At 69.3% G+C, this 23,214-nt stretch carries 17 protein-coding genes; 8 read left to right on the plus strand and 9 right to left on the minus strand.

What is annotated here, in order from left to right; translation table 11 throughout:
- Positions 1–31: 31 nt before the first annotated feature.
- From lpdA to N5D62_RS06865, 3 genes are read right to left on the minus strand one after another with little or no spacing between them, the layout of a single operon-like run.
- On the minus strand, positions 32–1,459 hold the full coding sequence (gene lpdA, locus N5D62_RS06855; RefSeq protein ID WP_279756918.1) for a dihydrolipoyl dehydrogenase: 1,428 nt from the start codon (positions 1,457–1,459) through the stop codon (positions 32–34).
- A gap of 18 nt (positions 1,460–1,477) precedes the next feature.
- Positions 1,478–2,743, minus strand: coding sequence for a 2-oxoglutarate dehydrogenase complex dihydrolipoyllysine-residue succinyltransferase (gene odhB, locus N5D62_RS06860; RefSeq protein WP_279756919.1), 1,266 nt, complete (start codon positions 2,741–2,743; stop codon positions 1,478–1,480).
- A 15-nt stretch (positions 2,744–2,758) separates the two neighbouring features.
- A complete protein-coding gene (locus N5D62_RS06865; protein WP_279756920.1) occupies positions 2,759–5,611 on the minus strand; it encodes a 2-oxoglutarate dehydrogenase E1 component in 2,853 nt (950 codons plus the stop codon).
- Positions 5,612–5,954: 343 nt separating this feature from the next.
- On the opposite strand from N5D62_RS06865, the gene N5D62_RS06870 reads away from it, so the two are divergent.
- Complete coding sequence (locus tag N5D62_RS06870; RefSeq protein ID WP_279756921.1) at positions 5,955–6,797, plus strand: 2OG-Fe(II) oxygenase family protein; 843 nt, start codon at positions 5,955–5,957, stop codon at positions 6,795–6,797.
- 18 nt (positions 6,798–6,815) lie between these two features.
- On the opposite strand, the gene N5D62_RS06875 is transcribed toward N5D62_RS06870, so the two are convergent.
- Positions 6,816–7,943, minus strand: a complete 1,128-nt coding sequence (locus N5D62_RS06875) for a branched-chain amino acid ABC transporter substrate-binding protein (protein WP_279756922.1) — start codon at positions 7,941–7,943, stop codon at positions 6,816–6,818.
- A 73-nt stretch (positions 7,944–8,016) separates the two neighbouring features.
- On the opposite strand from N5D62_RS06875, the gene N5D62_RS06880 reads away from it, so the two are divergent.
- From N5D62_RS06880 to N5D62_RS06905, 6 genes are all read left to right on the plus strand, one after another.
- Positions 8,017–8,376 (plus strand): hypothetical protein, encoded by a 360-nt coding sequence (locus N5D62_RS06880; RefSeq protein ID WP_279756923.1) that lies wholly within the window; start codon positions 8,017–8,019, stop codon positions 8,374–8,376.
- Between the two features lie 69 nt (positions 8,377–8,445).
- On the plus strand, positions 8,446–10,053 hold the full coding sequence (locus tag N5D62_RS06885) for an ABC transporter substrate-binding protein (RefSeq protein ID WP_279756924.1): 1,608 nt from the start codon (positions 8,446–8,448) through the stop codon (positions 10,051–10,053).
- Positions 10,054–10,202: 149 nt separating this feature from the next.
- Entirely contained in the window at positions 10,203–11,834 is a 1,632-nt protein-coding gene (locus N5D62_RS06890) for an ABC transporter substrate-binding protein (protein WP_279756925.1), read from the plus strand.
- 57 nt (positions 11,835–11,891) lie between these two features.
- Positions 11,892–13,361: an ATP-binding protein gene (locus N5D62_RS06895; protein ID WP_279756926.1), complete on the plus strand. Its 1,470-nt coding sequence runs from the start codon at positions 11,892–11,894 to the stop codon at positions 13,359–13,361.
- Positions 13,358–14,233, plus strand: coding sequence for a hypothetical protein (locus N5D62_RS06900; protein WP_279756927.1), 876 nt, complete (start codon positions 13,358–13,360; stop codon positions 14,231–14,233). The genes N5D62_RS06895 and N5D62_RS06900 overlap by 4 nt, the downstream gene beginning before the upstream one ends.
- Before the next feature lie 90 nt (positions 14,234–14,323).
- Positions 14,324–14,692 carry a hypothetical protein gene (locus N5D62_RS06905; protein ID WP_279756928.1) on the plus strand — a complete coding sequence of 123 codons (369 nt, stop codon included), beginning with the start codon at positions 14,324–14,326 and terminating at the stop codon, positions 14,690–14,692.
- A gap of 69 nt (positions 14,693–14,761) precedes the next feature.
- Here N5D62_RS06905 and N5D62_RS06910 read toward each other — a convergent pair whose 3' ends face one another.
- The 5 genes from N5D62_RS06910 to N5D62_RS06930 form a co-directional block, all read right to left on the minus strand.
- A complete protein-coding gene (locus N5D62_RS06910; RefSeq protein ID WP_279756929.1) occupies positions 14,762–17,398 on the minus strand; it encodes a response regulator in 2,637 nt (878 codons plus the stop codon).
- A 173-nt stretch (positions 17,399–17,571) separates the two neighbouring features.
- Complete coding sequence (locus N5D62_RS06915) at positions 17,572–18,525, minus strand: nitronate monooxygenase family protein (protein ID WP_279756930.1); 954 nt, start codon at positions 18,523–18,525, stop codon at positions 17,572–17,574.
- Positions 18,526–18,552: 27 nt separating this feature from the next.
- The gene (locus N5D62_RS06920; protein WP_279756931.1) at positions 18,553–20,346 is read right to left on the minus strand and encodes an acyl-CoA dehydrogenase; all 1,794 of its coding nucleotides are present in this window, start codon (positions 20,344–20,346) and stop codon (positions 18,553–18,555) included.
- Between the two features lie 101 nt (positions 20,347–20,447).
- Positions 20,448–21,377 (minus strand): electron transfer flavoprotein subunit alpha/FixB family protein, encoded by a 930-nt coding sequence (locus N5D62_RS06925; RefSeq protein WP_279756932.1) that lies wholly within the window; start codon positions 21,375–21,377, stop codon positions 20,448–20,450.
- Positions 21,378–21,404: 27 nt separating this feature from the next.
- Positions 21,405–22,154 carry an electron transfer flavoprotein subunit beta/FixA family protein gene (locus N5D62_RS06930; protein ID WP_279756933.1) on the minus strand — a complete coding sequence of 250 codons (750 nt, stop codon included), beginning with the start codon at positions 22,152–22,154 and terminating at the stop codon, positions 21,405–21,407.
- Positions 22,155–22,355: 201 nt separating this feature from the next.
- Between N5D62_RS06930 and murI the strand changes: the two genes are divergently transcribed.
- Positions 22,356–23,207, plus strand: coding sequence for a glutamate racemase (gene murI, locus N5D62_RS06935; protein ID WP_279756934.1), 852 nt, complete (start codon positions 22,356–22,358; stop codon positions 23,205–23,207).
- Positions 23,208–23,214: the final 7 nt, after the last annotated feature.

Below are 23,214 nucleotides of genomic sequence, written 5' to 3' on the forward strand. Positions count from 1 at the left end.
CCCTTGCGTCCGTTGCGCTTCGAGCCAGGGCTCAGAAGTTCAGCGTGCGCTTGTCGATGGCCAGCGCCGCTTCCTTGGTCGCCTCGCTCAGCGACGGGTGGGCATGGCAGATGCGGGCGATGTCCTCGGCCGAGGCCTTGAACTCCATCGCGACCACGGCTTCGGAGATCAGCTCCGAGGCCATCGGGCCGATGATGTGCACGCCCAGGATCTCGTCGGTCTTGGCATCGGCCAGGAACTTCACGAAGCCGGTCGTGTCGCCCAGCGCGCGCGCGCGGCCGTTGGCCAGGAACGGGAACTGGCCCGCCTTGTACGCCACGCCGTCCGCCTTGAGCTGCTGCTCGGTGCGGCCGACCCACGCGATCTCGGGGCTCGTGTAGATGACCCACGGGATCGTGTTGAAGTTGACGTGGCCGTGCTGGCCGGCGATGCGCTCGGCCACCGCGACGCCCTCTTCCTCCGCCTTGTGCGCCAGCATCGGGCCGCGCACGACGTCGCCCACCGCCCAGACGTTGGGCAGGTTGGTCTTGCACTCGTCGTCGACGACGATGGCGCCGCGCTCGTCGAGCTTCAGGCCCACGGCTTCCGGGTTCAGGCCGACGGTGTTGGCGACACGGCCGATCGAGACGATCAGCTTGTCCACCGCCAGCGTCTGCTCGGCGCCCTTGGCGTCGGTGTACTTCACGGTGACGCCGGACTTGCCGTTCTCGACGGACGTGATCTTCACGCCCAGCTCGATGTTCAGGCCCTGCTTCTTGAAGACCTTGGCGGCCTCCTTGGCCACGGATTCGTCAGCCGCGCCCAGGAACGCCGGCAGCGCTTCCAGGATGGTGACGTCCGCGCCCAGGCGGCGCCAGACCGAGCCCATTTCCAGGCCGATGACGCCCGAGCCGATCACGCCCAGCTTCTTGGGCACGGCCGGGATGCGCAGCGCGCCGTCGTTGGACAGGATGTTGGTCTCGTCGAACGGGGCACCCGGCAGCTGGCGGGCGTTGGAGCCGGTGGCGACGATCACGTGCCTGGCGGTGATCGTCTCCTCGGCGGCGCCGGCGACCTTGATCTCGTACGCGCCGTCCTTGGCGGCCGCGAACGAGCCGCGGCCGTGGAAGAACGTGACCTTGTTCTTCTTGAACAGGTACAGGATGCCGTCGTTGTTCTGCTTCACGACGGTGTCCTTGCGGCCGATCATCTTGGCGATGTCGATCTTCAGGTCGTTCATCGAGATGCCGTGGTCGGCGAAGCCGTGGCCGGCGTGCTCGAAGTGCTCGCTGGACTGCAGCAGGGCCTTGGACGGGATGCAGCCGACGTTGGTGCAGGTGCCGCCAGGGGCGGGACCGCCCTTGTCGTTCTTCCACTCGTCGATGCAGGCCGTGTTGAAGCCCAGCTGCGCCGCGCGGATCGCCGCGATGTAGCCGCCGGGGCCGCCGCCGATGACGACGACGTCGAATTGCTTGCTCATGTCGTTGTCGTCCCGGGCTTAGATGTCGAACAGCAGGCGCGAAGGATCCTCGAGGGCATCCTTCATCGCGACCAGGCCCAGCACGGCTTCGCGGCCGTCGATGATGCGGTGGTCGTAGGACATCGCCAGGTAGTTGATCGGACGGATCACGATCTGGCCGTTCTCGACGACGGCGCGGTCCTTGGTCGCGTGCACGCCCAGGATGGCCGACTGCGGCGGGTTGATGATCGGCGTGGACAGCATCGAGCCGAAGGTGCCGCCGTTGGAGATCGAGAAGGTGCCGCCGGTCATCTCCTCGATGCCGAGCTTGCCTTCCTGGGCCTTCTTGCCGAACTCGGCGATCTTCTTCTCGATGTCGGCGAAGCTCATCTGGTCCGCATTGCGCAGGATGGGCACGACCAGGCCGCGCGGCGAGCCGACGGCGATGCCGATGTCGAAGTAGCCGTGGTAGACGATGTCGTTGCCGTCGACCGAGGCGTTCAGCACCGGGTACTTCTTCAGCGCGTGGACCGCGGCCTTGACGAAGAAGCTCATGAAGCCCAGCTTCGTGCCGTGTTCCTTGGTGAAGCTGTCCTGGAACTTCTTGCGCAGCTCCATCACCGGGGCCATGTTCACTTCGTTGAACGTGGTCAGGATGGCGTTGGTCGATTGCGACTGCAGCAGGCGCTCGGCGATGCGGGCGCGCAGGCGGCTCATCGGCACGCGCTGTTCCGGGCGGTCGCCCAGGTTGGCGGCCACCGGCGCGGCGACGGCCTGTAGCGGGGCCTTGGCCGGAGCGGCCGGGGCCTGCACCGGCGCCGGGATCGCGGCCGGCTTGGCGCCGCCCTCGATCGCGCCCAGCACGTCGCCCTTGGTCACGCGGCCATCCTTGCCGGTGCCGGCGACGGAGCCGGCGGCCAGGCCGTTGTCGGCCATGATCTTCGCGGCGGCGGGCATCGCGACGCCGGCCTTGCTGTCCGACGAGGCGGCAGCGGCGGCCGGAGCCGGGGCGGCCGCGGCGGGGGCCGGGGCGGCAGCGGCCGGAGCGGCGGCGCCGGCCTTGCCTTCGGAGTCGATCTTGGCGATGACCTGGTCGGAGGTCACGGTGCCGCCGTCGGCGACGACCAGTTCGGCCAGCACGCCGGCGGACGGGGCCGGCACTTCCAGCACGACCTTGTCGGTCTCGATCTCGATCAGGATCTCATCGATCGCCACGGCGTCGCCGGGCTTCTTCTTCCACTGCAGCAGGGTCGCCTCGGCGACGGACTCGGACAGCTGGGGGACTTTGACTTCAACGATTGCCATGATGTTTGTTCTTTCTTACTTGGTCAGCACGAAGCCCTTCAGCTTGCCGAAGGCCTGCTCCAGCAGCGCCTTCTGCTGCTCCTGGTGCAGGTGCGCGTAGCCCACGGCCGGCGAGGCCGAGGCCGGGCGGCCGGCGTAGCCGAGCTTCTGGCCGTCGGCCATGTTCTCGTGGATGTAGTGCTGCACGAAGAACCAGGCGCCCTGGTTCTGCGGCTCGTCCTGGCACCACACGATCTCGGCGAGGTTGGGGTACTTCTTGAGCTCGGCCGCGAACGCCTTGTGCGGGAACGGATACAGCTGTTCCACGCGGATGATGGCGACGTCCTTCTTCTCGCCGCGGGCCTTCATCAGGTCGTAGGCGACCTTGCCCGAGCAGGCGATCACGCGCTTGACCTTGCCCGCGTCGATGTCGGCGCTGGTCTCACCGATGACGGTGCGGAACTCGCCCTTGGTGAACTCGCTGACCGGCGAGGTCGCGTCCTTGGCGCGCAGCAGCGACTTCGGCGTCAGGATGACCAGCGGCTTGCGGAACATGCGCAGCATCTGGCGACGCAGCAGGTGGAAGATCTGCGACGCGCTCGTCGGCTGGACGACCTGCATGTTGTTGTCCGCGGCCAGCTGCATGAAGCGCTCCAGGCGGGCCGAGCTGTGCTCGGGGCCCTGGCCTTCATAACCGTGCGGCAGCATCATCGTCAGGCCGTTGGCGCGGCCCCACTTCACTTCGCCCGAGGCGATGAACTGGTCGATGACGACCTGCGCGCCGTTGACGAAGTCGCCGAACTGCGCTTCCCAGATCGTCAGCGTGTGCGGGTCGGCGGCGGCGTAGCCGTACTCGAAGCCCAGCACCGCCTCTTCCGACAGGATCGAGTCGATGACGACGAACGGCGCCTGGCCGTCGGCCACGTTCTGCAGCGGGATGTAGGTGCCTTCGTCGAAGCGCTCGCGGTTCTGGTCGTGCAGCACCGCGTGGCGGTGCGTGAACGTGCCGCGGCCGCAGTCCTCGCCGGACAGGCGCACCGGGTAGCCCGACGCCACCAGCGACGCGAAGGCCATGTGCTCGCCCATGCCCCAGTCGACGTTGATGTCGCCGCGGCCCATGGCGGCGCGGTCGGCGATGACCTTCTCCACCAGCGTGTGGGCCTTGAAGCCGGCCGGCAGCGTGGTGATCTTCTCGGACAGGCGCTTCCACTCGGCCACCGGCAGCGCGGTGTCGCAGCTGTCGGTCCACTTCTTGCCCAGGAACGGCGTCCAGTCGGTCGCGTACTTGCTCTTGAAGTTGGTCAGCACCGGGTCGACGGTGTGGCGGCCTTCGTCCATGGCGGCGCGGAAGGCCTTGACCATGCCGTCCGGACCGTCGGCGGCCAGGACGCCCTGGGCCACCAGCTTCTCGCCGTACAGCTTGCGCGTGCCGGGGTGCTGGCCGATCTTCTTGTACATCAGCGGCTGCGTCAGCGCGGGCGTGTCCTGCTCGTTGTGGCCCAGCTTGCGGAAGCAGACGATGTCGACGACGACGTCCTTCTTGAACTCCTGGCGGTAGTCCAGCGCCAGCTGCGTGCACAGCACGACCGCTTCCGGATCGTCGCCGTTCACGTGCAGCACCGGGGCCTCGATCATCTTGACGACGTCGGAGCAGTACAGCGTCGAGCGGGTGTCGCGCGGGTCGCTGGTGGTGAAGCCGATCTGGTTGTTGATGACGATGTGGACGGTGCCGCCGGTGTAGTAGCCGCGGGTCTGCGCCAGCGCCAGCGTCTCCATCACGACGCCCTGGCCGGCGAAGGCCGCGTCGCCGTGCACCAGCACGGGCAGCACCTGCTCGCCGGTCTTGTCGCCGCGGCGGTCCATGCGGGCCTTGACCGAGCCCTCGACGACCGGGTTCACGATCTCCAGGTGCGACGGGTTGAAGGCCAGGCTCAGGTGGACGGGGCCGCCGGGGGTGGTCACGTCGCTGGAGAAGCCCTGGTGGTACTTCACGTCGCCGGAGGGCAGGTCCTCGGGGGCGGTGTGGTCGAACTCGGCGAACAGGTCCTTGGGCATCTTGCCCAGCGTGTTCACCAGCACGTTCAGGCGGCCGCGGTGGGCCATGCCGATGACGATTTCCTGGACGCCGCGCACGCCGGCGCACTTGACCAGCTCGTCCATCGAGACGATGAAGCTCTCGCCGCCTTCGAGCGAGAAGCGCTTCTGGCCGACGTACTTCGTGTGGAGGTAGCGCTCCAGGCCTTCGGCGGCCGTCAGGCGCTCCAGGATCTGCTGCTTCTTCTCGGCCGTGTAGGTCGGCTTGGAGCGGATCGCCTCGAGGCGCTCCTGCCACCAGCGCTTCTCGGTCGGCTCGGTGACGTGCATGAACTCGGCGCCGACGGAGCCGCAGTAGGTGTCACGCAGGGCCTGCACGATCTCGCGCAGGGTCATGCGCTCGGCCTTGGTGAAATAGGTGTTGGTCGCGCTGAAGGTCCGGTCCATGTCGGCTTCGGTGAGGCCGTAGGACGAGGGTTCCAGTTCCGCGATCTTGGGGCGCTCGACGCGCTTGAGCGGGTCCAGGTCGGCCCAGCGCGAGCCCAGCGTGCGGTACGCGGCGATCAGCGACTGGACATGCACCTGCTTGCCGGCCACTTCGAGCTCGGCGGAGGAGACCTGGTTGTTGAAGGCGTTGGCCTTGGCGCGCTGCGCGAAGGACTCGATCACCGGGGCGTGGGCGACGTCGCGTTTGTCGCTGCCGTCCACCGCGGGGACGTGCTGCAGCGCGTCGAAGTAGGCGCGCCAGTTGTCGGGCACGGCGCCCGGGTTGTCGAGGTACTGTTCGTACATTTCCTCGACGTAAGGGGCATTGCCCCCGAACAGGTAGGAGTTCGACCTGTATTGCTGCATCATCTTTCGCTCACCTCTGCCCCGGCTTCCAGGGCTATCGGCTGGTTAACAAACCTTCCGCGACACGGCTTGACCGGTTGGCGGATTGCGACCCGCCTTTGCTGTTGCCAGAAAAGGGGACGGGAAGGACCAGAAGTCACAAGCGCAGGACTGTAGCACCACGACCGTTCCGGTGCTGTTGCGGGTTCGCCCAATTTTTGTGCACGGTGTCCATGACGCAGATCAATCATTTGAGTCAGGGCGCATGACAAACGTTTGCGGTCATCCAACCCAAAGAAGTAGACTGGTGGATGGCGTACCGCCCCGAGATTGAATGGCGGACTGCCTGGGACACAGGAGATCCCACATGCAAGTTCGAGTCGTCGACTACCGCGCCGCGGATGCGGCCGAGCAATTCACCCGCTCCCTGCACGAGACCGGGTTCGGCGTCCTGGTGAACCACCCGCTGCCGCAGGAGCTGGTCGAGAAGATCTACGCCGACTGGCTCGGCTACTTCAACGGGACCGAGAAACACGAGCTGGCGTTCTCCAAGGAGACCCAGGACGGCTACTTCTCGACCGAGATCTCGGAGACGGCCAAGGGCCACACGCAGAAGGACATCAAGGAGTACTTCCACATCTATCCGTGGGGAAGGATGCCGGCGTCGCTGAAGGACGACGCGATGCGCTACTACCGCATCGCCAACGACCTGGCGGCGGAGCTGCTGTCGTGGGTGGAGGCGCACACGCCGGCGGACATCGCGAAGAACTATCGCGAGCCGCTGTCCAACATGATCAAGGACAGCCGGCTGACGCTGCTGCGGGTGCTGCGGTATCCGCCGCTGACGGGCAACGAGCCGGCGGGCTCGCTGCGCGCGGCGGCGCATGGCGACATCAATTTGCTGACGATCCTGCCGGCGGCCAACGAGCCGGGGCTGCAGGTGCAGGGCAAGGATGGCGAGTGGGTCGACGTGCCCGGCGACTTCGGGATGTTGATCATCAACATCGGCGACATGCTGCAGGAGGCGTCGCAGGGGTATTACCCGTCGACGCAGCACCGCGTGGTGAATCCGACGGGTGAAGGCGCGAAGAAGAGCCGCGTGTCGCTGCCGCTGTTCCTGCACCCGCGCGAGGACGTGGTCCTGTCGGACCGCTACACCGCGCACGAGTACCTGGAAGAGCGGCTGCGGGAGCTGGGCGTCAAGACCTGACGCCCAGCGTTCAGAGCCTCACAGGCTCTTCAGGGGCACGACGTCCTTGCCCTTGAAGGTGAACACCGTGACGGCCGACGACTTCAGGTCGTGCTTCTCGTCATAGGCGTATTCGCCGGCGACCCCGGTGAAGGACGACTTGGCGAGGTGCTCTCCCACCTTCTTGGGATCGGTCGACTGGGTCGCTTCCATCGCGCCGGCCAGCAGGTACGCGCCGTCGTAGAACGACGCGGCGTAGGTCAGCGGATCGCGCTTGAACTCGGCCTTGTACTTGTCGATGAACTGCTTGCCCTTGGCGCTGCGGTCGATCAGCGCGCCGCCCTGGGTGCAGTAGACGTTCATGTCGCCGGCGACCTGGGACAGCGTGGCGGTCTCGGTCGAGCAGATGCCGTCGCCGCCCAGCAGCGGCGCGGTGATGCCCAGGCCGCGCATCTGGCGCAGCATCGGGCCGCCCTGGGCCGAGTAGCCGCCGTAGAACACGGCGTCGGGCTTGGCGGCCTTGACGGCGGTCAGGATGGAGCTGAAGTCCGTCGCCTTGTCGTTGGTGAATTCCTTGGCCACGACCTTGATGCCGAGCTTGGCGGCCTGCGCGGTGAATTCCTGGGCGACGCCCTGGCCGTAGGCGGTGCGGTCGTCGATGACGGCCACGGTCTTGACCTTCAGGTCCTGCGCGGCATAGACGGCCATCTTGGCGCCGAGCTGGTTGTCGGTGGCGCCGATGCGGAACAGGTTGGACTGGTTGGGCTGCTGCGTGATGCGCGGGTTGGAGGCCACGGTCAGCACGATGACGCCGCCGTCGGAGAACACGCGCGACGCCGGCATCGTGACGCCCGAGTTGTACGGGCCCAGGACGAACTTGATCTTCTTGTCGACCAGCGCCTGCGCGACCTGCACGCCCTGGCGCGGATCGGCGACGTCGTCGTTGACGTCGAGCTCGAGCACCACCGGCTTGCCGCCGATCTTGACGCCCTTGGCGTTGAGTTCCTTGATCGCGAGGGCGGCGCCGTCGCGGTTGTCGATGCCGTAGCCGGCCTGGGGGCCGGTCACCGGGCTCATGAACCCGATGCGCACGCGTTCCTGCGCTTGCGCGCCCAGCGCGACGAAGCCGGCGGCGAGCGCCAGCGCTGTGAGAGTGGTCTTCTTCATCGTTGTCTTCCTCGGTAAGGGAGACCGCGAGTCTACGAAATGGGGCGTCGGTCGACCACGTCTACAGTCATGCATGGCCCGAGCCCCCTCTTCCGGCCGCGTCGTCTGGATCCATCCGGAGGCGCCGCCCAAGCCTCCCGTCGGCGCGCCGTGCAACGGCTGCGGCGTCTGCTGCCTGGCCGAGCCCTGCCCGCTCGGCGCGATGGTCAGTCTCAAGCGCGAAGGCGCCTGCCGCGCGCTGGTGTGGTCCGACGCGGACCGGCAGTACCGCTGCGGCATGCTGGTGCATCCGACGCGCTATGTGGGCTTGCGCACCTTGCGGCCCGACGGGCTCGTGAACCGCCTGATCCGGCGCTACGTGCGGCGCCTGATCGCCGCGGGCATCGGCTGCGACGCGGAGCTCGAGCCGCAGCCGCCCCCGGAGAAGCGCTAAGCAACGCCCGCCCCCGACGGGACTAGCATCGTCCGCGCTCGCCTGACCCAGGCTTCACGGAGTCCGCCCATGTCTCGCATCCCGAGAGCTTCCCGCTTCGTCCGCGCCCGCGTGGCGCTGTCCCTGGCCGTCGCGCTCGGCGCGTCGGCCGCGCTGTCCACCGCCCAGGCCGTCCCGCTGCGCTGGGCCGCGCAGAACGACGTGCTGACGCTGGATCCGCATTCGCAGGACCACACCACCACCACCGCGATCCTGCAGCACGCCTACGAGGGCCTGACCCGCTACAGCGAGACCTGGGAGATCGAGCCCTGCCTGGCCACGAAGTGGACGACGGTCAGCCCGACGCAGGTCCGATTCGAGCTGCGCAAGGGCGTCAAGTTCCACGACGGCTCGCCCTTCACCGCGGACGACGTGATCTTCAGCTTCAACCGCATCCGGCAGCCGCAAGGCACGATGCAGATCTACGTCACCGGCATCAAGGAGATCCGCAAGATCGACGACTTCACCGTCGACCTGATCCTGGAGTCGCCGCAGCCCATCCTGCTGCGCAACCTGATCGACTTCCGGATCATGAGCAAGGCCTGGGCCGAGAAGAACAAGGCGACCCAGATGGCCGATTACAAGGCCAAGGACGAGAACTACGCCAGCCGCCACGCCGCGGGCACCGGCCCCTACGAGATCACCTCCTGGCAGCCGGACCAGAAGGTCTCGATGGTCATCAACAAGGCCTGGTGGGACAAGAACAAGGGCAACATCACCGAGGTCAGCTACATCCCGATCAAGTCGGACCCGACGCGCGTCGCGGCGCTGACCTCGGGCGACGTGGACCTGCTGACCGACGTGCCCACGCAGGACGTCGGCGCGCTCAAGGCCGACGCCAAGCTCAAGACCATCGACGGCCCCGAGACCCGCACCATCTTCTTCGCGATGGACCTGGGCAGCGACGAGCTGCGCGGCGCCTCGGTCAAGGGCAAGAACCCGTTCAAGGACGTCCGCGTGCGCGAGGCGCTGTCGCTGGCCATCGACCGCGAGGCGATCAAGCGCAGCATCATGCGCGGCCTGTCGGTGCCCGCGGCGCTGATGGTCGCGCCCGGCGTGCACGGCTACGACGCCGCGCTGGACAAGCCGCTGGCGCCCGACCTCGCCAAGGCGAAGAAGCTGCTGGCCGACGCCGGCTATCCCAACGGCTTCGAGCTGCCGCTGAACTGCCCCAACAACCGCTACGTCAACGACGAGAAGATCTGCCTGGCCGTCGTGTCCATGTGGAGCAAGATCGGCGTCACCGCGCGGCTGACGGCGCAGCCGATGTCGCAGCACAGCCAGCTGTTCCAGCGCTTCGAGGCGCCGCTGTTCATGCTCGGCTGGGGCGTGTCCACCCGCGACGCGCTGTACGCGATGCAGGCGCTGGCGCGCACCCGCAGCGGCGGCGCGGACGGCAGCTTCAACTTCTCCAAGGTCAGCGATCCGGAACTCGACAAGCTGATCGACGCCGCCAAGAGCGAGATCGACGTCGCCAAGCGCGACGCGCTGCTGCGCGACGGGCTGCTGCGCATCCGCGACCAGGTGCTGTTCATCCCGCTGCACCACCAGGTGCGGCCGTGGGCGATGCGCGCCACCCTGCAGACGCTGCACCGCGCCGACGACCGGCCGCAGGCGCGCTTCACGACGATCAAGTAGCGCGGCGCATTTCCTTCCTCGGCGAGCGGCATTTCCGGCCCGCCCTTGGGGCAATCCCCGAGGCCGGGCCGGTCCTGCATCGGGCCGCCCGCGGCTAGCATCCGGCGACTTCACGTGTTCTTAACGACGTTGCCAAGGAGCCACCGCTCATGTCGAGGATCTCTTCCGGACCGACCCGGTCCGCGCGCACCACCCCCACTGCCCGCACCGTGCTGGGCGCTGCCGTCCTGGCGGCCCTCGCCTCGCTGGCCTGCACCCTGCCCGCCCAGGCCGCGCCTCTGCGCTGGGCCGCGCAGAACGACGTGCTGACGCTGGATCCGCAGTCGCAGAACCACAGCACCACCAACGCGATCGCGCAGCATGCCTACGAGGGCCTGACCCGCTACGACCGCCAGTACCAGGTCGAGCCCGCGCTGGCCACGAAGTGGACCCAGACCAGCCCGACGAGCTGGCGCTTCGAACTGCGCAAGGGCGTCAAGTTCCACGACGGCTCGCCGTTCACCGCGGACGACGTGGTCTTCTCCTTCCACCGCATCAAGCAGCCGGTGGGCACGATGCACCCGTTCGTGGCCGGCGTGGCCGACATCAAGAAGGTCGACAGCCACACCATCGACGTGATCCTGGCCGCGCCCAATCCGATCGTGCTGCGCCAGTTCGTCGACTTCCGCATCATGAGCAAGACCTGGGCGGAGAAGAACAAGGCGATCAACCTGCCCGACTTCAAGGCCAAGGAAGAGACCTTCGCCACGCGCAACGCCAACGGCACCGGCCCGTACCGGATCACCGGCTGGCAGCCGGACCAGCGCATCACGATGGTCCAGAACAAGGACTGGTGGGACGCGAAGAACGCGACCAACGTCGACGAGGTGATCTACACGCCGATCAAGTCCGACCCGACCCGCGTGGCCGCGCTGCTGTCGGGCGACGTGGACCTGCTGTCCGACATCCCGACGCAGGACGTCGGCCGGCTCAAGGCCGACGCCAAGCTCAGCGTCGCCGAGGGCAGCGAGACGCGCACGATCTTCATCGGCATGGACCAGGGCAGCGAGCAGCTCAAGGGCTCGAACGTCACCGGCAAGAACCCGTTCAAGGACAAGCGTGTGCGCGAGGCGATGTCGCTGGCCATCGACCGCGAGGCGATCAAGCGCGCGACGATGCGCGGGCTGTCGCTGCCCGCCGGGATCATGGTCGCGCCGGGCGTCAACGGCAACGCGCCCGACATCGACGTGCCCGCCAAGGTCGACGCCGAGCGGGCGAAGAAGCTGCTGGCCGAGGCCGGCTACCCGAACGGCTTCGAGGTGCCGATGAACTGCCCCAACAACCGCTACGTCAACGACGAGGAGATCTGCCTGGCGGTCGTGTCGATGTGGAGCAAGGTGGGCATCAAGGCGCGGCTGCAGACCGAGTCCTTCAGCACCTTCAGCCCCAAGCTGCAGGCCTTCGAGTACCCGCTGTTCCTGTACGGCTGGGGCGTGCCGACCTACGACGCGCTGTACACGATGCAGTCGCTGGCGCGCACCCGCGTGGGCGGCGCCGACGGCAGCGGCAACTACTTCCGGCTGAGCGACGCCAAGCTCGACCAGATCATCGATGCCGCCAAGGTCGAGGGCGACGTGGCCAAGCGCAACGCGCTGCTCAAGGAGGGCCTGGTCCGCATCCGCGACGAGGTGTTCTTCATCCCGCTGCACCACCAGGTGCGGCCGTGGGCGATGAAGAAGACGGTCACCACGCCGCACCGCTCGGACGACCGACCCGAGGCGCGCTTCACGACGATCAAGTGAGGCTCGCGGCGGCCCTGGCCGGGTAGAGTACGGCACCCCGCAGCCAGGGCCGCCCCCATGTACGTCGACACGCTCACCATCGAGAACCTGAGGTCCCTCGCCGCCGCCGAGCTCGAGCTGAACCGGCCCGGCACGCCCGACCTCAAGTTCCCCAACGTGAACGTGCTGCTGGGCGGCAACGGCCGCGGCAAGACCACCGTGCTGCGCGCCGCCGCGCTGGCGACGCTGGGACCGCTGCTCAGCGCGTCCTCCGGCTACGTGCCCGACACCCTCATCCGCCGCACGGCCAAGGCCGTTCCCAAGGGCAAGCCGGCGCCGGGCGCGCGGCTGCAGGCGACGCTGACGGCGACCGGCGCGGACTTCCCGGCGCCGAACGGCAAGAAGTCGACGCGCCAGGACGTGCGCCTGACCCTGACCACCACCGTCGAGCCGCTGGGCACCACCGAGCGGCTGGGCTGGGACGTCGAGCCGCGCGCGCTGGCCAGGGACGTGGAGCTCGCGCAGTTCGACGAGCGCGGCTCGTCGTTCTTCGTCGTCGGCTACGGCGCGAGCCGGCGCGTGGAGACCTCGGCGCGCGTCGACGAAAGCGCGCGCGCCAAGAATCGCCTCAAGCGCTACGAGCGCGTGGCCAGCCTCTTCGAGGACGAGGTCACGCTGATGCCGCTGTCCTACTGGCTGCCGCGTTACGCCGAGCGCAACAAGGGCCGCTACACGCAGGTGGTGAGGCTGATGAACGCGCTGCTGCCGGGGTCCTGCCGCATGGACCTGGAGGCCTCCACGTCGAGCGCGGGCGTGGCCGAGCACCTGTTCGTGATGAACGGCGTGAGCCTGCCCTTCCGCGCGCTGTCGGACGGCTTCCGCGCCTACGTCGGCTGGATCGGCGACATGCTGTACCACGTGTGCATGGGCGCGGGCACCGGCCTGAAGCTGCAGGAGATCGAAGGCGTCGTGCTGGTGGACGAGATCGACCTGCACCTGCATCCGGAATGGCAGCGCGTGGTCGTGCCGACGCTGGCGGAAGCGCTGCCGAAGGTGCAGTTCATCATCACCACGCACAGCCCGCTGGTCGTGGGCTCGCTGCAGGGGCGCAACCTGTTCCTGCTCGACGACGAGGACGGCGCGACGGTGGTCAAGCGGCTGCCCGAGCGGGTGCACGGCAAGAGCGCCGAGCAGATCCTGCTGTCGCCCTACTTCGGCCTGGAGACCACGCGCGCGCCCGAGGTGGCGCAGGCGCTGAAGACGCTCGAACAACGCGCCACCGCGGGCGACAGCGCCGCGTCCGCCGGGTATCTGCAGCTGCTGTCGGGCAGCCTGCAGTCGGAGGACGTGAAGGCGATCCTCGCGCCGCGCTCGACCGCGCGCGCGGCCGCGGCGCGCCGTGCCTCGCTGGCGCCCAAGCCCGCCGCGAAGCCGGCCGCGAAGCCCGCGGCGAAACCGGCCGCCAAGCCGGCCGCCAAACCCGTCGCGAAGCCCGCCGCGCGAACGGCGGCGAAACCGGCCGCCGCCGCGAAGAAGGCGCGGCGATGAGGCGCTACCCCATCGGGCGCCAGAAACTGCTCGACGACATCGAGGTCGAACGTCCGCGCTGGCTCAAGCGCGCCGAGGCGCGCACCGCGCAGTACGTCGCCGACGGCGACTACACCGGCGGCAAGGAGTTCTGGAGCGAGATCAAGGCGGTCTACATCCGCCTGCAGCACGAGAAGTGCGCGTACTGCGAGACGCGGCTGCAAGGCGCGGCCTTCGCGATCAAGGTCCATGAGGTGGAACACTTCCGCCCCAAGCAGAGCGTCAAGGCCTGGCCAAGCCCGAGCGCCGCGCACCTGCAAGGGTTCGTGCCGCCGGGCCCGGTCGGGAGCGCGTCGCCGGTCGGTTACTACAAGCTGGCCTACCACCCCTTCAACTACGCGATCGCCTGCACGCGCTGCAACTCGACGCTGAAGTCCAACTACTTCCCGGTGGGCGGACCGCGCCAGACCGACGGCCACGACCCGTCGCTGATGCATGGCGAGAAGCCGCTGCTGGTCTACCCGATCTCCGACATCGACGACGACCCGGAGGAGCTGATCACCTTCGAGGGCGTGCTGGCGGTACCGAAGCGGCGCTCGGGGCCGGACCGGGACCGCGCCCTCGTGACGATCGCGTTCTTCCAGCTGAACCACCAGGACCTGACGACGCGGCGCGCCGAGTCGCTGGCCGCGCTGTGGCTGAGCCTGGAGGCGATGGCGGCGCTGCCCGCGGGCCATCCGATGGCGGCGCAGTACCTCGCGGCGATCGACCGCGCCTGCGCGCCCGGCGGCGAGTTCAGCGCCTGCATGCGCGCCTTCCGCGACCTGCACGGCACCCGGCCGGACTTCGCCCGGCAACTGGGCGAGGCGGCCAACACCTTGACGCCCGCCTGAGCGACACGGCGCTCCGCTACAGTCCGCCCCGGCCCCGGCACGATCGGGCCGCGGCCGCGATCACAACACCGATCTCCAGGGAGTTCTTCAATGCCTCACACCGTCCTGTCGACGGGCCGCCGCCTGCGCGCGCTGCCCGCCGTCCTCGCGCTCGTCGCCACCACGCTGGGCGCCACCGCCGCCCATGCCGCCGACCCGGGCTGGGTCGCCAACCGCCAGGTCAAGAAGATCGTCGTCACCATGCAGGGCGGCTTCAACGTCCTCGTCTCGCCGGGGCTCACGGGCTGCACGTCCCAGAGCGGCTACGGCGACACCTGGGCGTCCATCTACCCGACCCACCCCGGCGTCAACCGCATGATGGCGCTGCTGATGACGGCGCAGACCTCCGGCAAGCGCGTCAACCTCTACTTCTACGACAACAACTGCAGCGTCTCCGAGGCCGTCCTGAACGAGGACTGAGCACCGGGCGCGCTTCGCGCTCATCGGCGGCGCCCGTCCCGGACGGCGCCGCCAGCTTCAAGGCCGGCTTCAAGCCGAGCCGCCCGCGGCCAACCGCGGCGGCTTGGTCCAGGCCAGCAGCGCCTCGACGAGCTCGGCCGGCACGATCGGCTTGCCGACATGCGCGTCCATGCCGGCGGCCAGGCAGGCCTGCCGGTCCTCGTCCATCGCCGCCGCCGTCATCGCCACGATCGGCAGCCCCGCGCCCTGCGGCAGCAGCCGGATGCAGCGCGCCGCCTCGATGCCGCCCATCTCCGGCATCTGCATGTCCATCAGCACCAGGTCGAAGGCGCGCTCGCGCACCAGGTCCACCGCCTGCAGCCCGTTGCCCGCGACCGTCACCACCAGCCCGCCCAGCTCCAGGAAGGCCTGCGCCACCTGCTGGTTGACCGGATCGTCCTCCACCAGCAGCACCTGCGCGCCGCGCAGCGGCCGCAGCGATTCCTCCAGCGTCTGCCCCAGCGGCCGGGCCACCGGCGGCGGCGCGTGGCCATGCTGCAGCCGCACGACCGCCTCGAACAGCCGCGACGGCGTCACCGGCTTGGCCAGCACCTCCAGGCCCTCGCGCGGTCCCAGCTCGTCCGTCACCGCGTCCAGGTGGTGCGGCCCCGCCAGCACGACGACGCGCGGCGGCGGCAGGCCCCGCGCCTCGCCCAGCGCCAGGACCTGCGCCAGCACCTCGCGCGCGCCGGTCTTCCAGTCGAGCACCAGCAGCTCGTACGGCGCCTCGTGCCCCGCGGCGCGCTGCCACTTGAACGCCGCGTCGTCGACGAAGGCCGCCGCGCTGACCTGGAAGCGCCAGCTCGACAGCATCTGGCTCCAGGCCTCGCGCTCGGTCGGCTGGCCGTCCATCACCAGCGCGCGCATGCCGCGGATCCGGTACAGGTCGCGCCGCGGCGCGCCCGCGGCCGGCATGCCGAACCAGGCGCTGAAGCGGAAGGTCGAGCCCTGCCCCAGCGTGCTGTCGACGGCGATCTCGCCCGCCATCAGCCCCACCAGCCGCCGGCAGATCGCCAGCCCCAGCCCGGTGCCGCCGAAGCGCCGCGCCGTGCCGGTCTCGCCTTGGGCGAAGGCCTCGAACAGCCGCTCGCGGGTCTCGGGGCTCATGCCGATGCCGGTGTCGCGCACCGACAGGCCCAGCTCGACGCGGTCCGGCTCGCGCGCGCGCGCCTCGACGCGGATCACGATCTCGCCGCGCGGGGTGAACTTGATCGCGTTGCCCACCAGGTTGTTCAGCACCTGCGTCAGCCGGAAGGCATCGCCGACGACACGCGGCGGCACGTCCCGGTCGATGTCGAAGACCAGGTCCAGGCCGGTCTCCTCCAGCCGCGCCGAGAACAGCTCGCCGACGTTCTCGATCACCTCCTCGACGCCGAACTCCTCGGCCTCCAGGCTGATCTTGCCGGCCTCGACCTTGGAGTAGTCCAGGATGTCGTTGAGCAGCGCCAGCAGCGCCTTGGACGACGCATGGGCCTTGCCGACGTACTCGCGCTGCCGGCCTTCCAGCGGTCCCTGCAGCGCCAGGTGCGTCAGCCCGATCACCGCGTTCATCGGCGTGCGGATCTCGTGGCTCATGCTGGCCAGGAACAGGCTCTTGGCCGCGTTGGCGCGCTGCGCCTCGTCGCGCGCGAGCGCCAGTTCGGCCGCGCGCCGGCGCTCGCGGCCATGCGTGTCGGCCAGCCGCGCGTACAGCACGGCGTTCTCCAGCAGCAGCTCCACCAGCACCGCGCTGCAGGCCAGCAGGCCGTAGACCCGGCCGGCGTAGAAGCCCAGGTCGTAGCGGCCGCCGTTGAGCATCGCCGACAGCGCGATGTCGCACAGCCACGCCACCAGCACCACCATCAGGCCCAGGTCCAGCATGCTCGCGCCGCGGCGTCGCGGCAGCAGCGCGGCCAGCGCGCCGATGCACAGCGCCCACACCGTGCCGACGGCCACCAGCATCGTCGGCGTGTAGCGGCTGCCGGCCATGATCGCCGGCAGCGCCGCGTGGCCGAGCGTCGCCAGCGCGGTCAGGCCCAGGCCGAGCGCCAGCGCGAGGACCGGCGCGGCGATCGCGACGCGGCGGCCCTTGGCGGGGGAGGCGACGGCGGCGGGATCGACCTGGCCGCTCGCGTCGACGGCGGGCGCCTCGCGCCGCATCCACGCATAGGCGATCACGAACAGCGGAAAGCCGCCGTGCCAGAACATGTAGAGCCACGCGGTGGACTGCGGTCCCGCGCCGAGGGCCCCGCCCGGCGCGAAGACACCGGGATACGACAGCGCGTGGCCGGCGGTGATCGCCGCGGTGAAGAGGTAGCCGCTGGCCAGCACCGACAAGGCCGGCGCGCGCGTGATGCGCCATTGCCCGTAGAGCAGCGCGGCGGTGATCAGGTCGTTGACGATCAACGCGGCCTCGTAGGCCGGAATGAAGGCCGTCACCACCGGCAGCTGCACCGTCGCGAACGGCGCGAGCGCCAGGCACACGACGATGGACAGGGCGATCGTCGCCAGCGCGCGGGCACGCGACCGGCGGCCCGCGGGCTGGAGCGCGAGGAAGGACGGCGCGCCCTCCGAAGACTCCGAGGGGTCCGAGGACTCCCGGTGAAGATCCGCGCCAGGAGCGACGCCCGTCATGGCATCGCGGTGCGCCTCGCCGGTGGCGACGCGCCGTGCATCGAGTTCGCCCACGCTGCCTCCCTGAAGGCATGCCCGATCGACTGTGTGTGCGTCGATGTTTGCCCATCGGCGCGGGGATTGCAACCACGGCCCGCCGTACAGCGTCCCCGCGCAAACGACGACGCCCCGGCAGGCGGGGCGTCGTCGGGCGGTGGAGCGTCAGCCCCGCGCGTGGGCGTGGCCGTTCAGGCCAGCGCCAGGCGCTTGCGCGCCTCGTCGTACTCGCGGCCGAAGCGCGCGACCAGCTCGCCGGCCGGCAGCACCTCGCGGATCGCGCCGATGCCCTGGCCGCTGCCCCAGACGTCCTTCCACGCCTTGGCGCCGGTGCCGCCGAAGTTCATCTTCGTCGGGTCGCTCTCGGGCAGGTTCTCCGGATCCAGGCCGGCCTTCACGATCGAGCCCTTCAGGTAGTTGCCGTGCACGCCGGTGAACAGGTTGCTGTAGACGATGTCGTCGCTGTTGCTCTGCACGATCATCTGCTTGTAGTCGTCGGCCGCGCGGGCCTCCTCGGTGGCGATGAAGGCCGAGCCGATGTAGGCCAGGTCCGCGCCCATCGCCTGCGCCGCGAGGATCGCGCCGCCGCTGGCCATCGAGCCCGACAGCGCCAGCGGGCCGTCGAACCAGTCGCGGATCTCCTGGATCAGCGCGAACGGGCTCTTGATGCCGGCATGCCCGCCCGCCCCGGCCGCGACGGCGATCAGGCCGTCGGCGCCCTTCTCGATCGCCTTGCGCGCGAACTTGTTGTTGATGATGTCGTGCAGCACGATGCCGCCCCAGCCGTGCACCGCGGCGTTGACGTCCTCGCGCGCGCCCAGCGAGGTGATCACGATGGGCACCTTGTACTTGGCGCACAGGGCCATGTCGTGCTCGAGCCGGTCGTTGCTCTTGTGCACGATCTGGTTGATCGCGAACGGCGCGGCCGGCGACTCCGGATGCGCGCGGTCATGCGCGGCCAGCGTCTCGGTGATCTCGGCCAGCCACTCCTCGAGCAGCTCGGCCGGGCGCGCGTTGAGCGCCGGCATCGAGCCGACGATGCCGGCCTTGCATTGCGCGATCACCAGCTTGGGGTTGCTGATGATGAACAGCGGCGAGCCGATCACCGGCAGGCGCAGCTTGTTGAACAGCGGGGGAAGTGCCACCTCGGGTCTCCTCTTCGATGAAACGGATCAGAACGCGTCGACCGGCAGCGCCATCACGCTGCCCGCGCCGTTCACCACCGCGTCGCGCTGCGCGGCGCAGCGCGGCAGGAGGTGCTCGGCGTAGAAGCGCGCGGTGGCGATCTTGGCGTCCATGAACGCGACGTCCTGGCCGGCCGCCTTCAGCTCCTGCGCCGCGAGCAGCGAGCGCGCCAGCTGCCAGCCGGCCATCAGGTTGCCGCCCACCATCAGGTAAGGCACCGAGCCGGCGAAGGCCGCGTTCGGATCGGCCTTGCCGTTGGCCGCGATGAAGTCGACGACGTCGACGAAGGCCGCGCGCGCCGCCGCCAGCTGCGCGCGCACCGCCAGCGCGTCGGCGCTGCCGTTGGCGGCCAGCGCGCCTTCGGTCTCCTCGACCTGCGCCGCGACGCCGCGCGCGAAGGCGCCGCCGTCGCGCACCGTCTTGCGGCCCACCAGGTCGTTGGCCTGGATCGCGGTCGTGCCCTCGTAGATCGGCAGGATGCGCGCGTCGCGGTAGTACTGCGCCGCGCCGGTCTCCTCGATGAAGCCCATGCCGCCGTGCACCTGCACGCCCAGCGAGGTGACCTCCAGGCTCATCTCGGTGCTGTAGCCCTTGACCAGCGGCACCATGAATTCGTAGAAGGCCTGCGCCTCCTTGCGGGTCTCCGCATCCTCGTGGTGGTGGGCCATGTCGTAGGCCGCGGCCGCGTCGATCGCCATCGCGCGGCAGCCCTCGACCAGCGCGCGCTGCGTCATCAGCATGCGACGCACGTCGGGGTGGTGGATGATCGCCGCGGCTTCCTTCGAGGAACCGTCCACCGGGCGCGACTGCACGCGGTCCTTCGCGTACTCGACGGCCTTCTGGTAGGCCCGGTCCGCCACCGCGATGCCCTGCACGCCGACGCCGAAGCGGGCCGCGTTCATCATGATGAACATGTACTCCAGGCCGCGGTTCTCCTCGCCGATCAGCGTGCCGATGGCGCCGCCGTGATCGCCGAACTGGAGCACCGCCGTCGGGCTGGCCTTGATGCCGAGCTTGTGCTCGATGGACACGCAGTGCGCGTCGTTGCGCGCGCCCAGCGAGCCGTCCGCGTTGACCAGGAACTTGGGCACCAGGAACAGGCTGATGCCCTTGACGCCTTCCGGCGCGCCGGGGATGCGGGCCAGCACCAGGTGGACGATGTTGTCCGCCATGTCGTGCTCGCCCCAGGTGATGAAGATCTTGGTGCCGAAGACCTTGTAGGTGCCGTCGCCCTGCGGCTCGGCGCGGGTGCGCACCATCGCCAGGTCCGAGCCCGCCTGCGGCTCGGTCAGGTTCATCGTGCCGGTCCACTCGCCGGAGATCAGCCGGGGGATGAAGGTCTGCTTCTGTTCCTCGGAGCCCGCGACCAGCAGCGCCTCGATCGCGCCGTCGGTCAGCAGCGGGCACAGCGCGAAGCTGACGTTGGCCGCCTGCACGATCTCGCCGCAGGCCGCGCCGATCGTCTTGGGCAGGCCCTGGCCGCCATAGGCCTCCGGATGCTGCAACCCCTGCCAGCCGCCCTCGACGTACTGCTTGAACGCGGCCTTGAAGCCGGGCGTGGCGAAGACCTCGCCGTTCTTCCAGTACGAGGGGTTCTTGTCGCCTTCGACGTTCAGCGGGGCGATCACGTCCTCGTTGAGCTTGGCCGATTCCTCGAGCACCGCCTGCGCGGTGTCCAGGCCGTGGTCGGCGAACGCGGGGATCTGCTCGGCCAGCGTCTGCAGGCCGGCCAGGGCCTGCATGTCGAACAGCATGTCCTTGATCGGGGCGCGGTAGGTCATGGGGGTTGTCTCCGGATGAAAAAAGGGCGCCGCGCTTCGTCGGCGGGCGCCCTGGGTCTTGCGCGCGGCCTCTGCGAGGCCGCGGGGTCGTCAGCGTCGGATCAGAGCGCTTTCACGAGTTCCGGCACCGCCGTGAACAGGTCGGCTTCCAGGCCGTAATCGGCCACCGAGAAGATCGGCGCTTCCGGGTCCTTGTTGATCGCCACGATCACCTTGGAGTCCTTCATGCCGGCCAGATGCTGGATCGCACCGGAGATGCCGGCGGCGATGTACAGCTGCGGCGCGACGATCTTGCCGGTCTGGCCGACCTGCCAGTCGTTGGGCGCGTAGCCCGCGTCCACCGCGGCGCGCGACGCGCCGAGCGCCGCGTTCAGCTTGTCGGCCAGCGGGGTCAGGACTTCATTGAACTTGTCGCTGCTGCCCAGCGCGCGGCCGCCCGACACGATGATCTTGGCGGCGGTCAGCTCGGGACGGTCGCTCTTGGTGACCTCGCGGCCGACGAACGCGCTCTTGCCGCTGTCGGCCACGGCCGTCAGCGACTCGACCGCGGCGCTGCCGCCTTCGGCCGCCGAGTCGAAACCGGTCGTGCGCACGGTGATCACCTTCACCGCGTCGGTCGCCTGCACGGTGGCGATGGCGTTGCCGGCGTAGATCGGGCGCTCGAAGGTGTCGGGCGAGACGACCTTGGTGATGTCGCTCACCTGGCCGACGTCCAGCAGCGCGGCCACGCGCGGCGCGACGTTCTTGCCCGCGGCGGTGGCCGGGAACAGCACGTGCGAGTAGTCCTTGGCGATGGCGATCACCTGCGCGGCGACGTTCTCGGCCAGGCCGTCGGCGAAGGGCGCGCCGTCGGCGTGCAGCACCTTGGCCACGCCCGAGATCTTGGCGGCGGCCTGCGCGGCGGCGCCGGCGTTCGAGCCGGCGACCAGCACGTGCACGTCGCCGCCGATGGCGGCGGCGGCGGTGACCACGTGGTGGGTGGCGCCCTTCAGGGAGGCGTTGTCGTGTTCAGCGATGACGAGGATGGTCATGTCTTATCTCCGGATCTTGTTCTGGACTCAGATGACCTTCGCTTCGGTCTTCAGCTTCGTCACCAGGGTGGCGACGTCGGGCACCTTGATGCCGGCGCTGCGCTTCGGCGGCTCGGCCACCGACAGCGTCTTGACGCGCGGCGTCACGTCCACGCCCAGGTCGGCGGGCTTGACGACGTCGAGCTGCTTCTTCTTGGCCTTCATGATGTTGGGCAGCGTCACGTACCGCGGCTCGTTCAGGCGCAGGTCGGTCGTCACGACCGCCGGCAGCGTCAGGCTGACCGTCTCCAGGCCGCCGTCGACCTCGCGCGTCACCGCGACCTTGCCGTCGGCGACTTCCACCTTGGACGCGAACGTGCCTTGCGGCAGGCCGGTCAGCGCGGCCAGCATCTGGCCGGTCTGGTTGCAGTCGTCGTCGATGGCCTGCTTGCCCAGGATCACCAGCTGCGGCTGTTCCTTGTCGACCAGCGCCTTGAGCAGCTTGGCCACGGCCAGCGGCTGCAGCTCGACATCGGTCTCGACCAGGATGGCGCGGTCCGCGCCGATGGCCATCGCGGTGCGCAGCGTCTCCTGGCACTGGGTCACGCCGCAGGACACGGCGATCACCTCGGTCACCACGCCCTTTTCCTTCAGGCGGACGGCTTCCTCGACGGCGATCTCGTCGAACGGGTTCATGGACATCTTCACGTTGGCGATGTCCACGCCGGTCCCGTCACTCTTGACGCGCACCTTGACGTTGTAATCGACGACTCGTTTGACGGGAACCAATACCTTCATCGAAGTACTCCAAGCTGGATTGACGTTAACGTTAACTGGATTCTATGGGAGCCTCGGGCGCTCCCATGTCACCTCGGCGCCGGCTCGAAAATAAAACGAACGATCGTTCTATTCTAGCCATCGAATCGCCGCTGCCAAGCGGGTCCGGGGCGGGAATGAGGGAATCCCTCTAGACTCCGCTCCCGACACGCCTCCCCCACGATGACGACCCAGAGTTCCGCGCCTCCCACCGTCCCGCCGTCGACCTCCCCCGCGCGCGATCCGCGCGTCCCCTGCATCGGGGTCTTCGATTCCGGCGTCGGCGGACTGACCGTGCTGAAGGCGCTGCGCGAGCAGCTGCCGGACGTGCCGCTCCACTACCTCGCCGACACCGCCCATGCGCCCTACGGCGACCGCAGCAGCGCCTACATCGTCGAGCGCAGCGTGCGCGTGGCCGAGGTGCTGCGCGAGGTCGGCGCCTGCATGGCGGTGGTGGCCTGCAACACCGCGACCGCGCATGCGGTACAGGCGATGCGCGAGCGCTGGCCGGACTGGCCGGTCGTCGGCATCGAGCCCGGCGTGAAACCGGCGGTGGCCGCGACCCGCAACGGCCGCATCGCCGTGATGGCGACGACCGCGACGATCGCCAGCCGCCGCTACGAGCAGTTGGTGGCGGCCCACGCGGGCGACGTCACGCTGATCAGCCAGCCCTGCCCCGGCCTGGTCACGCTGATCGAGCGCGGCGACCTGCGCAGCCCGGAGTTGGACGAGCTGATCGAGCGCTACTGCGCGCCGCTGCGCGAAGCCGGCGTCGACACGGTGCTGCTCGGCTGCACGCACTACCCGCTGATCCAGCCGCGCATCCAGGCCGCGCTCGGCGACGGCGTGCGGCTGCTCAACATCGAGGACGCGGTGGCGCGTCAGGCGCGGCGCGTGTGGGAAGGCCTCGGCCTCGCGACGACCCGGGACGCCGCCATCGTGCTGGAGAGCACCGGCGATCCCGCCCCGCTGCAGCACCTGGCGCGCGAGGCCCTCGGCTGGCGCGACGCGACGGCGACCCGCGCCACCGCCTGACCGCGGG

It is taken from the genome of Mitsuaria sp. GD03876, from assembly GCF_029840635.1.
GTDB lineage: Bacteria > Pseudomonadota > Gammaproteobacteria > Burkholderiales > Burkholderiaceae_C > Roseateles.

Bases quoted from the DNA above. Each gene is read 5' to 3' on its own strand.
- N5D62_RS06875 (WP_279756922.1), bottom strand. From the start codon at position 7,943: ATGAAGAAGACCACTCTCACAGCGCTGGCGCTCGCCGCCGGCTTCGTC.
- odhB (WP_279756919.1), bottom strand. From the start codon at position 2,743: ATGGCAATCGTTGAAGTCAAAGTCCCCCAGCTGTCCGAGTCCGTCGCC.
- N5D62_RS06920 (WP_279756931.1), bottom strand. From the start codon at position 20,346: ATGACCTACCGCGCCCCGATCAAGGACATGCTGTTCGACATGCAGGCC.
- N5D62_RS06900 (WP_279756927.1), top strand. From the start codon at position 13,358: ATGAGGCGCTACCCCATCGGGCGCCAGAAACTGCTCGACGACATCGAG.
- N5D62_RS06865 (WP_279756920.1), bottom strand. From the start codon at position 5,611: ATGATGCAGCAATACAGGTCGAACTCCTACCTGTTCGGGGGCAATGCC.
- N5D62_RS06880 (WP_279756923.1), top strand. From the start codon at position 8,017: ATGGCCCGAGCCCCCTCTTCCGGCCGCGTCGTCTGGATCCATCCGGAG.
- N5D62_RS06930 (WP_279756933.1), bottom strand. From the start codon at position 22,154: ATGAAGGTATTGGTTCCCGTCAAACGAGTCGTCGATTACAACGTCAAG.
- murI (WP_279756934.1), top strand. From the start codon at position 22,356: ATGACGACCCAGAGTTCCGCGCCTCCCACCGTCCCGCCGTCGACCTCC.
- N5D62_RS06895 (WP_279756926.1), top strand. From the start codon at position 11,892: ATGTACGTCGACACGCTCACCATCGAGAACCTGAGGTCCCTCGCCGCC.
- N5D62_RS06890 (WP_279756925.1), top strand. From the start codon at position 10,203: ATGTCGAGGATCTCTTCCGGACCGACCCGGTCCGCGCGCACCACCCCC.
- N5D62_RS06905 (WP_279756928.1), top strand. From the start codon at position 14,324: ATGCCTCACACCGTCCTGTCGACGGGCCGCCGCCTGCGCGCGCTGCCC.
- N5D62_RS06885 (WP_279756924.1), top strand. From the start codon at position 8,446: ATGTCTCGCATCCCGAGAGCTTCCCGCTTCGTCCGCGCCCGCGTGGCG.
- N5D62_RS06870 (WP_279756921.1), top strand. From the start codon at position 5,955: ATGCAAGTTCGAGTCGTCGACTACCGCGCCGCGGATGCGGCCGAGCAA.
- lpdA (WP_279756918.1), bottom strand. From the start codon at position 1,459: ATGAGCAAGCAATTCGACGTCGTCGTCATCGGCGGCGGCCCCGGCGGC.
- N5D62_RS06925 (WP_279756932.1), bottom strand. From the start codon at position 21,377: ATGACCATCCTCGTCATCGCTGAACACGACAACGCCTCCCTGAAGGGC.